Annotated in this window: 14 protein-coding genes; 2 read left to right on the top strand and 12 right to left on the bottom strand. The window is 70.1% G+C overall.

The window, feature by feature from the left end:
• Window positions 1-17: 17 nt before the first annotated feature.
• Complete coding sequence (locus EV379_RS01900) at window positions 18-1,046, top strand: proline racemase family protein (RefSeq protein ID WP_130504665.1); 1,029 nt, start codon at window positions 18-20, stop codon at window positions 1,044-1,046.
• The gene (locus EV379_RS01895) at window positions 1,043-2,002 is read left to right on the top strand and encodes an ornithine cyclodeaminase family protein (RefSeq protein WP_130504664.1); all 960 of its coding nucleotides are present in this window, start codon (window positions 1,043-1,045) and stop codon (window positions 2,000-2,002) included. The genes EV379_RS01900 and EV379_RS01895 overlap by 4 nt, the downstream gene beginning before the upstream one ends.
• On the opposite strand, the gene EV379_RS01890 is transcribed toward EV379_RS01895, so the two are convergent.
• The 12 genes from EV379_RS01890 to EV379_RS01835 all read right to left on the bottom strand — a co-directional run bounded on the left by EV379_RS01890 (window position 1,987) and on the right by EV379_RS01835 (window position 14,376).
• On the bottom strand, window positions 1,987-2,697 hold the full coding sequence (locus EV379_RS01890; protein WP_130504663.1) for an ABC transporter ATP-binding protein: 711 nt from the start codon (window positions 2,695-2,697) through the stop codon (window positions 1,987-1,989). The two genes, EV379_RS01895 and EV379_RS01890, sit on opposite strands and share 16 nt — an antisense overlap.
• Window positions 2,694-3,509, bottom strand: coding sequence for an ABC transporter ATP-binding protein (locus EV379_RS01885; RefSeq protein WP_130504662.1), 816 nt, complete (start codon window positions 3,507-3,509; stop codon window positions 2,694-2,696). Before EV379_RS01885 ends, EV379_RS01890 begins: the two co-directional genes overlap by 4 nt.
• A complete protein-coding gene (locus EV379_RS01880) occupies window positions 3,506-4,750 on the bottom strand; it encodes a branched-chain amino acid ABC transporter permease (RefSeq protein WP_242616190.1) in 1,245 nt (414 codons plus the stop codon). Before EV379_RS01880 ends, EV379_RS01885 begins: the two co-directional genes overlap by 4 nt.
• A gap of 5 nt (window positions 4,751-4,755) precedes the next feature.
• Complete coding sequence (locus tag EV379_RS01875) at window positions 4,756-5,673, bottom strand: branched-chain amino acid ABC transporter permease (RefSeq protein WP_242616189.1); 918 nt, start codon at window positions 5,671-5,673, stop codon at window positions 4,756-4,758.
• 63 nt (window positions 5,674-5,736) lie between these two features.
• Window positions 5,737-6,930 carry a branched-chain amino acid ABC transporter substrate-binding protein gene (locus EV379_RS01870; protein ID WP_242616188.1) on the bottom strand — a complete coding sequence of 398 codons (1,194 nt, stop codon included), beginning with the start codon at window positions 6,928-6,930 and terminating at the stop codon, window positions 5,737-5,739.
• A gap of 175 nt (window positions 6,931-7,105) precedes the next feature.
• Window positions 7,106-8,605: an aldehyde dehydrogenase (NADP(+)) gene (locus tag EV379_RS01865; protein ID WP_130504661.1), complete on the bottom strand. Its 1,500-nt coding sequence runs from the start codon at window positions 8,603-8,605 to the stop codon at window positions 7,106-7,108.
• Between the two features lie 28 nt (window positions 8,606-8,633).
• Window positions 8,634-9,635 (bottom strand): proline racemase family protein, encoded by a 1,002-nt coding sequence (locus tag EV379_RS01860; RefSeq protein WP_130504660.1) that lies wholly within the window; start codon window positions 9,633-9,635, stop codon window positions 8,634-8,636.
• Window positions 9,636-9,664: 29 nt separating this feature from the next.
• A complete protein-coding gene (locus EV379_RS01855; protein WP_130504659.1) occupies window positions 9,665-10,582 on the bottom strand; it encodes a dihydrodipicolinate synthase family protein in 918 nt (305 codons plus the stop codon).
• Window positions 10,575-12,017 carry an FAD/NAD(P)-dependent oxidoreductase gene (locus EV379_RS01850; RefSeq protein WP_130504658.1) on the bottom strand — a complete coding sequence of 481 codons (1,443 nt, stop codon included), beginning with the start codon at window positions 12,015-12,017 and terminating at the stop codon, window positions 10,575-10,577. The genes EV379_RS01855 and EV379_RS01850 overlap by 8 nt, the downstream gene beginning before the upstream one ends.
• On the bottom strand, window positions 12,014-12,337 hold the full coding sequence (locus EV379_RS01845) for a (2Fe-2S)-binding protein (RefSeq protein ID WP_130504657.1): 324 nt from the start codon (window positions 12,335-12,337) through the stop codon (window positions 12,014-12,016). The genes EV379_RS01850 and EV379_RS01845 overlap by 4 nt, the downstream gene beginning before the upstream one ends.
• Window position 12,338: 1 nt before the next feature.
• Window positions 12,339-13,523, bottom strand: a complete 1,185-nt coding sequence (locus EV379_RS01840) for an NAD(P)/FAD-dependent oxidoreductase (protein WP_130504656.1) — start codon at window positions 13,521-13,523, stop codon at window positions 12,339-12,341.
• A gap of 166 nt (window positions 13,524-13,689) precedes the next feature.
• A complete protein-coding gene (locus tag EV379_RS01835; RefSeq protein WP_130504655.1) occupies window positions 13,690-14,376 on the bottom strand; it encodes a GntR family transcriptional regulator in 687 nt (228 codons plus the stop codon).
• Window positions 14,377-14,446: the final 70 nt, after the last annotated feature.

The following is a 14,446-nucleotide window of genomic DNA, read 5'->3' as shown; positions in this document are numbered from 1 at the left end:
CACGCTATCGTTGAGCCATGACGATGACGCCATCACTCTCTGTCCGCACGGTCGACTACCACACGGCCGGCGAGCCGTTCCGGATCATCCTCGACGGGATGCCGGCCATCCCCGGCGAGACGGTCGGGGCGCGGCGGGTGTTCGCCCAGCGCAGTGAAGAGATCGACCGCTACCGCCGCCTGCTCTGCAACGAGCCGCGCGGCCACGCCGACATGTACGGCGGATTCATCGTTCCGCCCGACGACGACGGAGCGGACCTCGGCGTGCTGTTCTGGCACAAGGACGGCTTCTCGACGGCGTGCGGGCACGGCACCATCGCCCTGGGCGTGTGGGCCGTCGACTCCGGGCTGGTCGACGCCGCGGATGACGGCGTCACCACGGTCACCGTCGACGTCCCGTCCGGACGCGTCGCCGCCAGGGTCGAACGGGTCGGCGGCCGCACGACGCGGGTGACGTTCCGCAATGTGCCGTCCTACGTGATCGCCCGCGGCGTGCCCGTCTCCACCAGCCGCGGTGACGTGCTCGTCGATCTCAGCTACAGCGGGGCGATCTACGCCTCGCTGCGCGCCTCCGACGTCGGGCTCGCGGTCACGCCGGAGAACTACACCGATCTCATCGCGATCGGGCGCGAGGTCAAGTGGTTGCTCAACGACTCCGACCACGCCAGGCACCCGGCCGACGAGCGGCTCTCCGGCGTCTACGGCACGATCCTCTTCGACGAGCTCACCGCCACGGCATCCGGCCCGCACCAGCGCAACGTCACCGTCTTCGCCGACGGCGAGGTCGACCGCTCCCCCTGCGGCTCCGGCACCGGCGCCCGCGTCGCACTGTTGGCCGATGACGGAACGCTGCGGGCGGAGCAGACGCTGCGCCACGAATCGATCGTGGGCACGGTCTTCGAGGCCGGCTTCGAGCCCGGCCCGCTCGCCGAGCACGGCGCCGCCACCGTCATTCCAGAGGTGACCGGCTCCGCGCACAAGACCGGAGAGCACCTCTTCGTCCTCGACGGCGACGACGAGCTCGGCACGGGATTCGTGCTGCGATGAGCGCCGCGCCCCGCTTCATCTCGGCCGACGAGGTCTTCGGCTCCGTCGACTTCGCTCGTGCGGTCGCCGCCATCGACGCGGCGCTGCTGGCCGGCCTCGACCCGGCCGCCGGCTCGCCGCGCAGCATCGTGGACGTGCAGAACGGGCAGCTCCTGCTCATGCCGGCTGAGGGTACCGGCTTCACCGGGGTCAAGCTGGCCTCCGTCGCTCCAGGCAACCCTGGCCGCGGTCTCGAGCGCATCCAGGCCGTCTACCTGCTGATGGATTCGGACACGCTGACGCCGCTGGCCCTCGTCGACGGCACCGCCATCACCACGCTCCGCACGCCGGCCGTCTCGGCGGTCGCGGCCGACCACCTCGCGGAGCCAGGCGCAGCCGAGCTCGTGGTGTTCGGATCCGGGCCGCAGGCGTGGGGGCACGTGCAGGCGTTGCGCGCCGTGCGCCGACTGGACCGCGTGACGATCGTCGCCCGCAACGCCGACCGCGCGGGGGCGCTGGCCGCGCGGCTGCGGGGCGAAGGCCTGCATGCCGGCGTCGGCGATGCAACGGCCGTGGCGACCGCGACGCTCATCGTCTGCGCGACGACCGCGAGCGAACCCGTCTTCGACGGCGCACTGGTGCGGGATGACGCGTGCGTGATCGCGGTCGGCTCGCACGAGCCGACGATGCGCGAGCTGGACTCGACGCTGATGGCCCGCAGTCAGGTCGTCGTCGAGGATCGGGCGACGGCGCTGCGCGAGCCGGGCGACGTCATTGTGCCGGTGAACGAGGGCGTGCTGGATGCCGCAGCGCTCGTGCCCATCGCCGAGCTCGTGACCGGGCGCGTTCCGACCGACCGCTCCCGCCCGCGGGTCTTCAAGAGCGTCGGACAGGGCTGGCAGGACCTCGTCGTCGCCGCCGAGGTGTTCCGGCTGCTCCCCGCGGCATCCGCCGACGCGGCTCAGGCGCCGAGGTAGGCCTCGATCACACGGGGGTCGGCGGCGAGTTCCGCCGCCGGCCCCGACATCGTCACCGCTCCGCTCTCGAGCACGTAGGCGCGGTCGGCGATCCGCAGCGCGGCACGCGCGTTCTGCTCGACCAGGAGCACCGTCGTGCCCTGCGCCTTGACGGCGGCGATGATCTCCATCACCTGCTTCACCACGAGCGGGGCCAGCCCCATCGACGGTTCGTCGAGCAGGAGGAGCTTGGGGCCTCCGACCAGGGCGCGGCCGAGGGCGAGCATCTGCTGCTCGCCGCCTGACAGCGTTCCGCCCTGCTGCGCCCGGCGCTCGGCCAGGCGCGGCATCAGCGCATAGGCCTGCTCGATGCGGTCGAGCACCAGCTTCTGGTCGGCGACGAGGTAGCCGCCGATGAGCAGGTTCTCGTGCACCGTCATCGTGGAGAAGATGCGCCTGCCCTCCGGGATGTGCAGCAGCCCGGCGCCGACGATGTCCCACGGGTTCATCGCGGTGAGGTCGGCGTCACCCCAGCGCACCGTGCCGGAGCGCGGGCGCACGAGACCGGAGATCATCGACAGCGTCGAGGTCTTGCCTGCGCCGTTGTTGCCGAGCAGGGCGACGATCTCGCCCTCGTGCACCTCGATGCTGAGCCCGCGCAGCGCCTGCACCCTGTGGTAGAACAGCTCGACCTGGTCGAGTACGAGCACGCTCATTCCGTCTCCTCCGCTCCGAGGTAGGCCTCGATGACAGCCGGGTTGTTCTTGATCTCGACGGGGGTTCCGTCTGCGATCTCCTTGCCGAAGTTCAGCACCACGATGCGCTCAGACACCTCCATGACGAGACCCATGTCGTGTTCAATCAGCACGATCCCGACCCCGAGCTGCTGGATCCGCCGGATCAGCACCATCAGCTCGGCCTTCTCCTGGTGGTTGAGACCGGCTCCGGGCTCGTCGAGCAGCAACAGCCGCGGCTGGGAGGCGAGGGCACGGGCGATCTCGACGCGGCGCTGCTCGCCGTATGGAAGCTGGGTGACGAACAGCTCCTCGTCGCCGCGGAAGCCGACGAAGTCGAGCCAGCCGCGGGCGTCGAGCGTGCACCTCCGCTCGCTCTCCCGGTAGCGCCGCGTGTGCAGGAGCTGGTCGAAGACGTTCTGCCTGATCCGGCTGTGCATCGCGGTCTTCACGTTGTCGAGAACGCTCATGTCGGAGAACAGGCGGAGATTCTGGAAGGTGCGCGCCATGCCGTTCATGGTGATGGTCGACGGCCGCACCCGCGTGATGTCCTCGCCGCCGAAGAGCACGCGGCCGGCATTCGGGCGGTAGAAGCCCGTGATGCAGTTGAACGCGCTCGTCTTGCCCGCTCCGTTCGGCCCGATCACCGAGACGATCTCACCCTCGTGCACATCGAAGCTCAGTCCGTCGACGGCGCGCACGCCGCCGAAGTGCACGGCCAGGTCGCGCACCGAGAGCAGGAGCTCGCCCCGCTGCGCTGCGTCGCTCGGCTGGGTCTCCGTCACCTGGGTCATTGCCGGCTCCCTTGCTCGGTGGCATCCTGCTGGCTCACGGGGCCCTGCCCGGCCAGGGGCGCGGCCGGTGGCCCTGGCGCTGCGGCGTCCAGCTCCTCCTCCGCGGCGGCGATGTCGGCCTTGGACGCCGCGGCCCACGGGATGTTCGTGGTCGGCACCGGCGGGGCGACGCGCTTCTTCAGGAACGGCAGCACGTAGTTCGCCGGCCAGAGTCCAGCCGGCCGGAAGATCATCACGACGACGAGCAGCACGCCGAAGATCAGGTAGCGCCACTCCGCGAAGTCACGGAGGAACTCTGGTGCGAGCGAGACGAAGAGCGCACCGATGATGACGCCGGGGGTTGAGCCCATTCCGCCGAGTACGACGGCCATGAGCACGAGTGCCGAGTAGAGGAACTCGAAGCTCGGCGGCGAGATCGCGCTCAGGTGGGTCGCGAGCAGGGAACCGGCGACGCCGCCCCAGACCGCGCCGATCACGTAGGCGGAGAGCTTGGCCTTGTAGCCGTTGATGCCCATCGCCTCCGAGGCGTCCTCATCGTCGCGCACCGACTTCCACGCCCGGCCGAGCTTGCCGCCTGCCAACCTCGCTGCGCCGACGGTCGCGACGCCGAGTGCGATGAACACGACGAAGTAGTAGAACAACACCTTCGCGCTGAAGAAGATGCCGCCGAGCTCGACCCCGTCGGCGAACGACCAACCGAAGAACTCCCAGGTCGGGATGCCGTGGATGCCGCTGGCGCCACCGGTCACCTCGAGGTTGGTGGCCGTGATGCGAATGATCTCGCCGAAACCGAGGGTGACGATCGCGAGGTAGTCCGAGCGCAGCCGCAGCGTCGGGCCGCCGATGATCAGGCCGGCGAGGATGCAGGCGAGGATCACGAACGGGACCGTCTCCAGCATGGTGAAGCCGAACTGGGTCGAGAGGATGCCGGAGGTGTACGCGCCGACGGCGACGAAGGCGATGTAGCCCAGGTCGAGCAGGCCGGCGTAGCCGACGACGACGTTCAGCCCCATCGCGATCATCACGTAGATGAACGCCGAGGTGAGGATGGAGATGACGTAGGGCGAGGCGGTGATGAATGGCAGCAGCAGCGCGCAGAGGAAGAGCACCAGGCCGAGCATGCTCATGAACCGCTTCGGCGCCAGCAGGCCGCTGAGCGCAGGAGGGCGCTCGCGCATCGGCAGCGGTGCCGTGATGCGGGAGAGGCGGTCCAGCCGCGGGAGCAGGGTCTTGTCGGTCACGCAGATCACATCCTTTCCACGACGCGGGCGCCGAGGATGCCGGTCGGTCGGATCGAGAGGAACAGGATCAGGCAGGCGAAGGTGAACACATCGCGCCACTCACCACCGAGCACGAAGGTGCCGAACGACTCGAGCAGGCCGAGCACGAGCCCGCCGAGCATGGCGCCGTAGAGGTTCCCGATCCCGCCGATGACGGCGGCCGTGAAGGCCTTGAGCCCGATGGTGAAGCCCATCAGGAAGTCGATGGAGCCGTAGTAGGCGCCGGCCATGACGCCGGCAGCTCCGGCGAGGGCCGAGCCGATGAAGAAGGTGCGCGAGATCACCCGGTCGACGTTGACGCCCATCAGGAGGGAGGCCCGAGGGTCCAGCGCGATGGCGCGCATCGCCCGCCCCTCACGGGAGCGCATGATGTACGCCTGCAGGATCCACATCAGGCCGCCGGCGATCAGCATCAGCACGACCTGGGGCAGCGAGATCCGGCCGCCGAGGACCGAGAACGTCTCGCCGCCCATCCGGAACGGGAAGACCTTGGGCTCCGCGCCGAAGATGAGACGCACGCCGTACTCGATCGTGAATGACACGCCGACGGCGGTGATGAGCACGGCCAGCCTGGGGCTCGAGCGCAGCGGCTTGTACGCCACCCGCTCGATCAGTACGCCGATACCGCCGGTGAGGATCATGGTGATCAGCAGCACGAGCAGCAGGATCGGCAGCGATGCCGTTCCGAGCAGTCCGACCGCTCCGCCGAGCACGACGAAGGCGATGAACGAGCCGAGCATGTAGATGTCGCCGTGGGCGAAGTTCAGGAGTTTGATGATGCCGTAGACCATGCTGTAGCCGAGGGCCACGAGCGCGTAGAACGAGCCGACGAACAGTCCGTTCCACACCAGCTGGAACAGCTGGTCGCTGAAGAAGTCAATCACGGGAGGGCGATCCTCACTGCAGGGTGCGGGCGCGGCACGGTGGCCGCGCCCGCACGCGGTCGGTTAGCTCTGGAGGTCGTCCTTCAGCACGAAGGTGCCGTCCGGGCCGATCTGCACGATGGCGAAGCCGCCCTCGCTGAGGGTGCCCTCCTCCGTGAAGGTGAGCGGTCCGGAGAAGATCGGGAACCCGTCGAGCTCGCGCAGCGCGGCGACGACGGCATCCGTCTCGGTCGAGCCGGCGTTCGAGATGGCCTCGGCCATGACCCGCACGGCGTCGTACGACTGAGTCGAGTACGGGCCGGGGTCTGCGCCGAAGGCCTCGGTGTACGAGGCGATCCAGTCGCCAGCGCCCTCGAGCATGTCCGGCGTCTGGGTGAAGGTGCCGACAACGGTGTCGGTGTAGCCGGGGCCGGCGATCTCGGCGAACTTCTTGTCGACGCTGCCGTCACCGACGAGGATCGGGCCGGTGTAGCCGGCGTCGATGAGCTGGCGCGTGATGAGAGCGCCCTCCTGGTAGTAGCCGGTCCAGACCACGAAGTCCGGGTTGGCGTTCATCACGTTGTTCACGTTCGCCGAGTAGTCCTTCTCGCCCGGCGTGACCGACTGGTCGAGCACGATCTCCAGGGTGCCGTCCTCCGTTGCCTGGTTGACGAACGACGTCGCCAGGTCCTTGGAGTAGTCAGTGTTGTCGTTCAGCACCGCGACCTTGGTCGCGCCGGACTTGAGCGCGTACTTCAGCGTCGCCGCCGCCTGCTGCGTTCCGGTTCCATTGATGAGGAACACCGTGTCGAGTCCGGCGTCGACGAGCTTGTTCGAGTTCGCGGCCGGGATCACCATGGGGATGCCGGCATCGTTGAAGATCGGCAACGTCGGCAGGGTCGCGCCGGAGCAGTAGCCGCCGACCGAGGCGACGATGCCCTGGGTGACGAGCTTGTTCGCGGCGGCGACGGAGGCGGTCGCGTCGCAGGCGTCGTCCTCTGTGATCAGTTCGAGCTCGCGCCCGTCGATGCCGCCTGCCGCGTTGATCTCGTCGACGGCGAGCTGGCCGCCGTTCTCCATGTAGACGCCGAATGCCGACTCCGAGCCGGAGAACGGCGCGAGCATGCCGAGCTTGATGGGGCCGTCTGCGCTGTCCCCGCCCCCGGTGTCCTGCCCGCCGAGGCCACCGGCGCAGCCGGAGAGGATCAGTGCGGCCGTTGCCGCCAGGGCGAGTGGGACGAGCGCGCGGGCGGCTCGTGGTTGTCCGTGCATTGTCATGGTGTTCCTTCCGGGATACGTCAGTGGATCGTCGGATCGGGCGCCGGGTTCTGCGCCCGTGAGGTGGAGCTGAGTCTGCTGTGTGACATGTTACATAGTGCGATGGTGTGGGGGAAGCCCCCGCATCCTCTCGTCGATCACGATTCGGACACGGGGGCAGCCTGCACCTCGTGGCTCAGCGGGAGGCGCTTCCCCAGCTCGCGGACTCGCCGGCCGGCGCGAAGCGCTGCGGCACGTTCCACGGGTTGGCCGAGCGGAGGGGCGCGGGGAGCAGGTGCTCTGCCGCGCCCTGATAGGCGACAGGACGGAGGAACCGGCCGATCGCGGCGGTGCCGACCGAGGTGCTGGAATCGTTGGTTGTGGCCGGCCACGGGCCGCCGTGTTGCATCGCGGGCGTCACCGCGACACCGGTCGGCCAGCCGCCGAACAGCACGCGTCCTGCATGACCGGTCAACACGCGCACGAGAGCACGAAGCGCCGGCGCGTCCTCGGAGTCGCCCGCGTGCACGGTGGCCGTCAGGTTGCCCTCGAACAGCGTCGGCACGATGGCGGCGAGATCGGCATCCTCGTCGTACTCGACGAGGATCGAGAGCGGGCCGAAGCACTCGTCCAGGAGCTCGGCCCGCCCGGCGATCAGATCGGCGAGCGAGACGGCGACGATGCTCGGTGTCACCCAGCCGTGGCCGTCCTGATCGAGGCGCACGGATCCGGCTGCCACCACGCGAACGCCTGGCGCAGCCAGGATGGCGGCGCGGCGATCGGCGAAGCCGGCCGCGATCCGCTGATTCAGCATGCGGTGCTCCGGAACGGCTGCCGCGGCATCCGCGATCGCGGGGTCGAGCCCGTGCCCGGCAGGCACGAAGACGAACCCGGGCTTGGTGCAGAGCTGACCGGCTGACCCGGCCACGCTGGTGACGAGGCCGGTGGCGATCGCGTCACCGCGCTCCTCGAGCGCCGCCCGTGTCACGAACACCGGGTTGACGCTGCCGAGCTCGCCGAAGAAGGGGATCGGGGCCGGGCGCTCCGCCGCGATGTCGGCGAGCATCCGCCCTGCAGGGATCGATCCGGTGAATGACCCAGCCTTGACCCGCGGGTCCTTGAGCATCGCGACGCCCTCCTGCTGACCGGTGACGAGCTGGAAGACGCCGTGCGGCATGCCGGCGTCGGCCAGGGCCGCCGCGACGATCTGCGCCGTGCGTGCCGAGAGCTCCGGGTGCCCGGAGTGCCCCTTGACGATCACGGGGCAGCCGGCGGCGAGCGCGGCAGCGGAGTCACCGCCGGCGACGGAGAAGGCGAAGGGGAAGTTGCTCGCCGCGAAGTTCAGCACGGGGCCGAGCGGGATCAGATAGCGGCGCACATCGGGCCGCGGGCCGAGCACGAAACCGGGGTCGGCCTCGTCGATGCGCACATCGAGGTAGCCGCCGTCGACGACCGTGTCCGCGAACAGGCGCAGCTGCACGCAGCTGCGCGTGAGCTCGCCGCGCAGCCTGGCCTCGCTGAGGCCGGTCTCCCGCTCCGCGATGGCGACGAGTTCGTCTGCCGCGCCCTCGAGCGCCGCGGCGACCGCCACGATCGCCGCCGCCCGCTCGCGCGGGTTCGTCGCGGCGAATGGCTCGGCTGCGGCAGCGGCCGCAGCAGCGATCGCGTCCAGGTCCTGGGTGGCGGTGGTGCTCATGGTGACTCCTTGGTCGACGTGCGGTGTTCTAGAACGTGAAGCCGGTCGGGAACGGGTCGGCCGGGTCGAGCATGTACTGCCCGATCCCCGTCACCCATGCCCGCCCGGTGATGGTCGGGATGACGGCCGGGCGCCCGTCGACGTCCGTCTCGGCGATGAGCCTGCCGATGAAACGGCTGCCGATGAACGACTCGTTGACGAAGTCCGTGTCCAGGGCCAGTTCCCCGCGCGCCCAGAGCTCGGCCATGCGCGCGGACGTGCCCGTTCCGCACGGGGAGCGGTCGAACCAGCCAGGATGGATCGCCATCGCGTGCCTGGAGTGCGCGGCATCGGAGCCGGGGGCGATGAACTCGACGTGGTGGCAGTGGTCGACCCCCTGGATCGACGGGTGCCTCGGGGGCGCCGTGGTGTTGATGGCGTCCATGATCGCGAGCCCGGCCTCGATGATGGCCTGCTGGTGGGCGCGGTCGAACGGGAGCCCGACGGCATCGAGCTCGACCATCGCGTAGAAGTTGCCGCCGAATGCCATCGAGTATGGGACGGTGCCGAGGCCGGGCACCTCGATGCTGGCGTCGAGCACGTCGACGTAGCTCGGCACATTCTCGATGGTGACCGAGTCGGCGTGCCCGTCGCTGACCGCGACGCGCGCGATGACCAGCCCGGCCGGGGTGTCGAGCCGGATCGTCGTGACCGGCTCGATCACCTCGACCATGCCGGTCTCGACGAGCACCGTTGCGACACCGATGGTGCCGTGCCCACACATCGGCAGGCAGCCGGAGACCTCGATGTAGACGACTCCCCAGTCGCAGTCCTCCCGCGTCGGCGGCTGCAGAATCGCTCCGCTCATCGCGGCGTGCCCACGCGGCTCGTTCATCAGGAACAGGCGGATGTCGTCGAGATGCTCCATGAAGTAGAGCCGTTTCTCGTTCATCGTCTCGCCGGGGATGACGCCGACGCCGCCCGTGACGACGCGCGTCGGCATCCCCTCCGTGTGCGAATCGACGGCATTGATCAGTCGCGTTGAACGCATCGTCTGCTCCTCGAGGTCTCCGGCGGTGCTCAGCGGCCCGCGATGTACGCGAGCGCCTTCTCGGTGTCTGCGCGCACGCGGGACTCGGTCTCCGTGCTGAGCGGTCCGCGCGGCGGACGCGTACGGCCACCGTAGCTCTGCCCGGCGATGTCGATCGACAGCTTGATCGCCTGCACGAACTCGGTCTTGGAGTCCCAGCGGAAGACGGCAACGAGCGCCTTGTAGAGCTCGCGCGCCTCCTCGATCCGACCCTCCTTGACCAGGGTGTAGATCTCGACGGCCTCCTTCGGGAACGCGTTCGGGTAGCCGGCGAACCAGCCGGTCGCACCGACGACGAGCGACTCGAACAGCAGGTCGTCCGCTCCGGCGATGACGTCGATGTCGCAGAGCTCCTGGATCTCGAGCACGCGACGGATGTCGGTCGTGAACTCCTTGATCGCGACGACGTTTTCGAGCTGGGCGAGCTCGGCGACCAGATCGGGCGTGAGGTCGACCTTGGTGTCGATCGGGTTGTTGTAGAGCATGATCGGCAGCCCGACCTCGTTCACCTTGGCGTAGTGCTCGATGACCTCTGCCCGGTTGGCCCTGTAGATCGTCGGCGGCAGCAGCAGCACACCGTCCGCGCCGTCCTCCTTGGCGTACTCGGCCCACTGCACGGCCTGGTGCCAGCCGACACCGTGCACGCCGGCGACGACCAGGCCGCGCCCCGCGACGGTCTCGACGGCCACCTGGATGACGCGGCGACGCTCCTCGTCGGTGAGGCTGGAGTACTCGCCGAGCGAGCCGTTCGGGCCGACGCCGCGGCATCCGTTCTCGATCAGGAAGTCGCAGTGGGCTGCGAACTTGTCGTAATCGACGGCGAGGCCAGCCGGTGCCGACGCGTCTTCCTTGAACGCGAGGGTTGTTGCGACGACGACGCCGCCGAGGTCGAACTTCTTCTCAGACATTGGTGTCCTTTCCTTGGACGTGTTCGGTGGGTTCTTGCGGTGAAAGTGTTGCGGCGAGTTCGCCGATGCGCACGGGCGCTGCGATGGGGCGGCGGTCGCTGCTGACCGCCTCCGCTCCGCCGGCCGTTCCGAGCAGCTGCTCGACCGTGCGGCCACAGACCCGGCCCTGGCAGATGCCGAGGCCGGCCCTGGTGCTGAGTTTCAGGGAGCGCAGGCCGCTCGAGCAGGTGTGGTCGGCGATGTCACGCAGCCGCCCGTACGGCACCTCCTCGCAACGGCAGACGATCGTGTCGTCGCCGAGCCAGGCCGGCCAGCCAGGGCGGATGCCGTGTGCCGCCTCGATCCGCGCGGCGAAGCCGCCTGCGTTGTCTCGGGCACGCACGGTGCCGCGCAGCTCGGGGTCGCGTGCGTCGCCGCCGGCCGCGCAGTGGCCTGCGACACCGCCCTCGGCGAGCGCGGCGTCTGCTCCCCCGATGCCGGTGATCTCGCCGGCCGCGTACACGCCTGGCACGTTGGAACGCTGCGCGGTGTCGACCTCGACGAAGCCGTCGCCGGTGATCCGACACCCGGCGGCGATCGGCAGTTCGAGCCGCGGCGTGAAGCCGTGGCTCACGCAGACGGCGTCGGCCGCGATCCGGCGCTCGGTCCCGGCGATCGGCGCCCAGTCGGCGTCGAGCGCGGCGATCGTGACCGCCTCGACCCGCTCGTTGCCGTGCGCGGCGATGACCGCACGGCCGAGCCGGTACGGGATCCGGTTTCTGACGTGGCTGCCGACGTAGCCGGCCAGCTCGCCGCCCTTCTTCGCCGACGCGAGCAGCTGCCACGGCTTCGGTAGCCAGCCACGCAGCAGGGCCGAGGTGCGGCTCGCCTCGTAGACGCCGAGGACCTTCGCGCCCGTCTGGGCGAGGGAGGCGGCGACCGGCAGCAGGAATGGGCCGGCCCCGGCGACGACGACGCGTTGGCCGACGGCGACCCGCTCCCCCTTGGCGAAGGCCTGGGCCGCTCCGGCGGTGAAGACGCCGGGCAGCTCCCAGCCGGGGAACGGCAGCGTGCGGTCGTGGGCGCCGGTTGCGAACACCACGGCGTCCGGGGTGAAGCTGCGTCCGCGCCTGCGCCCGCCGTCGGACGGACCGATCAGTGCGTGCACCGTCGGTGCGGCATCCGCCCCGGCCTCGATCGCCCAGACCTGCGCGCCGGTGATGATCTCGCAGCCGGCGTCGGCCTCCAGCCCGTCGCGGAGCGCCGTGAACCTCGACCAGCCGTGGTGCAGGATGCGCTCGTCGGCCGCGGGGCGTTCGGCTGGCAGATGCCGCCAGTACTGCCCGCCGAGCGCGTCGGCGGCGTCGAGCAGGATGACGGCGGCGCCCCTGGCGCGCGCGGCGGTCGCAGCCGCGAGCCCGGCCGGGCCGGCTCCGATGACGAGGACACTGGTCACGCTGTCACCTCCGGGAGAGTGTCGTGCTGGCTCAGCACCTCGTCACCGTCGGCGGCACGGCGCATGCACGCGCGCACATCGCGATCGCCGTTGACGGTCACGATGCAGTCGAAGCACACCCCGATGCCGCAGAACAGGCCGCGCGGGGCACCGGCGGAGGATGTGCGCCGCCAGTCGAGGCGGCCGGAGGCCAGCAGCACACCGGCGATGCTCTGGCCGGCAACGCCGGCGGCGACGACGCCGTCGACCGTGATTTCGATCGGGCTTGGCTGGTGCGGGCGGGCGCGGTCATCGCCGAATGGAAGCAGTCTGGCGGCCATCTCAGGCCACCTCCGCGAGGTGAGCGGCCAGGCTGGCGCGATCGAGGCGGAAGGGGGACGGGTCGATCGGCGGGGTGCGCTGGAGCATGTCGGCCGCGATGATCTCGGCCGTCGCGAGGGAGAGCCCGATGCCCGCCCCCTCGTGCCCGCTCGCGTGCCAGAGCCCGTCGACGCGGTGATCCGCTCCGATCACGGGCAGGTGGTCTGGCGTGTACGGCCGGAATCCGCCGTAGCTGCGCATGATGCTCGCGCCGGCGAGGAAGGGGAAGATCCGCAGCGCCTTGACCGCGAGCTCGTGCAGCACGGGCACACGGAGGCGGTCGTCGAAGCCGATCTGCTCCCGGCTCGACCCGATCAGCACGGTTCCGGCCGCCGTCGACTCGACGACGCTCGAGGTCTGCAGCGCCGCGTCGCTCGACTGCGTCGCCCCGAAGTAGTCGCCGTCGTAGACCTTGTGGAAGATGCGGTGCGGCATCCGGCTCGTGACGAGAACGACCCCGCGTCGCGGGCGAACGGGGAGGCTCGTGCCGAAGGCCGCCGCGACCTCCCCTGACCATGGGCCGGCCGCGATGAGCACCGCGCCGGCCGGGATGTCGCCAGCGCTCGTGCGCACACCGCTGATGCGGCCGGCCCCGTCGCGGAGCGCGCCGATCACCTCGACACCCGTGTGCACGACGGCGCCGCTCCTGCGGGCGGAGGCCAGCAGTGCCTCCGTCATGATCACCGGCTGCACCTGGGCGTCCTCCGGGTAGTGCACGGCGGCCGTGATGCGGGGGTTCAGCTCCGGTTCGAGCGCGATGGCGCCGGCGACGTCGAGCTCGCGGGCGTCGACGCCCGCTGCACGCTGGCTGCCCGCGAACGCCAGCAGTGGGGCCGCTCCCGCCTCGGTCGTCGCAACCACGATGCCGCCCTTGCGCTCGTACTCGACCCCGGGGAAGCGTGGGCCGAGCTGCTCGGCCAACTGGGCGGTCACGGCGGGCCAGAGCGAAGCCGCGTACTGCGCGAGCCGCAGCTCGGCGCCCGGACCCTTGTCGGAGACGAGGAGGTTGCCCTCGCCCTTGGCGCTGGTGCCGGATGCCGCTGCGCCACGATCGAGGACGGTCACCGTCATGCCGGCTTCAGCGAGGGTGCGCGCGCACGCGGCGCCGATGATTCCGGCACCCACGATGAGTACATCCGTGACCATCTCGACTCCTCCTTTGGCGTGGCGACATTAGTAATATGTCACACATTGCTAAAAGTTGCGAGCCCCGATTTCCTCCGCGGTCAGCGCTCCACTCTCTGGGGCCGTGCGGCGGCGTGCTCGGGGCTCGCCGACGCAGCTGTGAGCGCCGGCACGTGCTCCATTCGGCTCAGTGTGCCGACTCTGCGTCATCTTCTGGCAGGCCGGCCCACCAGCCGAGGGTGTGGCCGATGTGGCGGTCCATCAGGGCGCGTGCGCCGTCGCCGTCACCGGATGCCAGTGCCTCGAGCAGCTCGATGTGCTCGGCGGCCGAGCGCTCCAGCTGGGCGGACTTCACGAGGGAGACGAGGCCGACGAGTCGGGTGCGTGAGCGCAGGTCGGCGACGACCTCGACGAGGAGCGGGTTGCCGAGCAGCGCCGTGAGCCGCAGGTGGAAGCGCTGATCGGCTTCCAGGTAGCTGCGGAGGTCGCCGGACTGGGCGCCGGCGACGATGGTCTCCGCCATCTGACGCAGCTCGGGGAGCGCCGTCTCCGGCAGCGAGCCCGCGAGCTGCTGCATGGCCTCAGGCTCCAGCAGACGACGGACACCGACGATCTGGCGGAGGTCGTCCTCGCTGACATCCGTGACCCTGAACCCCTTGTTGCGCACGGCTTCGACGAAGCCGCGCTTCTCGAGATTCAGCATGGCCTCGCGCACGGGTGTCGCCGACACGTTGAACTGGGCGGCGAGGCCGGGGGCCGACACGAGTTTGCCCGGCGGCATCTCACCCGAGATGATGGCCGCGGCGAGCGCGCGTTCGACCATCTCGCGCAGGCTCACCCCGCGCTCGAGGCGTTCGACTCCGACAAACGTCATACTCTCAGCCACGACGGCCTCTCCCTGCAGCAGCTCGAACACCGGGCTCGCCCGTGACGCACGGCATGCG

Source organism: Microterricola gilva, from assembly GCF_004217495.1.
GTDB lineage: Bacteria > Actinomycetota > Actinomycetes > Actinomycetales > Microbacteriaceae > Microterricola > Microterricola gilva.
This window is presented reverse-complemented; position numbering and strand designations above follow the sequence as displayed.

What these genes read in the sequence shown, in the direction of transcription:
- EV379_RS01845 (WP_130504657.1), bottom strand. Translation starts at nt 12,337, where the DNA reads ATGGCCGCCAGACTGCTTCCATTCGGCGATGACCGCGCCCGCCCGCAC.
- EV379_RS01860 (WP_130504660.1), bottom strand. Translation starts at nt 9,635, where the DNA reads ATGCGTTCAACGCGACTGATCAATGCCGTCGATTCGCACACGGAGGGG.
- EV379_RS01900 (WP_130504665.1), top strand. Translation starts at nt 18, where the DNA reads ATGACGATGACGCCATCACTCTCTGTCCGCACGGTCGACTACCACACG.
- EV379_RS01855 (WP_130504659.1), bottom strand. Translation starts at nt 10,582, where the DNA reads ATGTCTGAGAAGAAGTTCGACCTCGGCGGCGTCGTCGTCGCAACAACC.
- EV379_RS01890 (WP_130504663.1), bottom strand. Translation starts at nt 2,697, where the DNA reads ATGAGCGTGCTCGTACTCGACCAGGTCGAGCTGTTCTACCACAGGGTG.
- EV379_RS01835 (WP_130504655.1), bottom strand. Translation starts at nt 14,376, where the DNA reads ATGACGTTTGTCGGAGTCGAACGCCTCGAGCGCGGGGTGAGCCTGCGC.
- EV379_RS01895 (WP_130504664.1), top strand. Translation starts at nt 1,043, where the DNA reads ATGAGCGCCGCGCCCCGCTTCATCTCGGCCGACGAGGTCTTCGGCTCC.
- EV379_RS01885 (WP_130504662.1), bottom strand. Translation starts at nt 3,509, where the DNA reads ATGACCCAGGTGACGGAGACCCAGCCGAGCGACGCAGCGCAGCGGGGC.
- EV379_RS01870 (WP_242616188.1), bottom strand. Translation starts at nt 6,930, where the DNA reads ATGACAATGCACGGACAACCACGAGCCGCCCGCGCGCTCGTCCCACTC.
- EV379_RS01865 (WP_130504661.1), bottom strand. Translation starts at nt 8,605, where the DNA reads ATGAGCACCACCGCCACCCAGGACCTGGACGCGATCGCTGCTGCGGCC.
- EV379_RS01840 (WP_130504656.1), bottom strand. Translation starts at nt 13,523, where the DNA reads ATGGTCACGGATGTACTCATCGTGGGTGCCGGAATCATCGGCGCCGCG.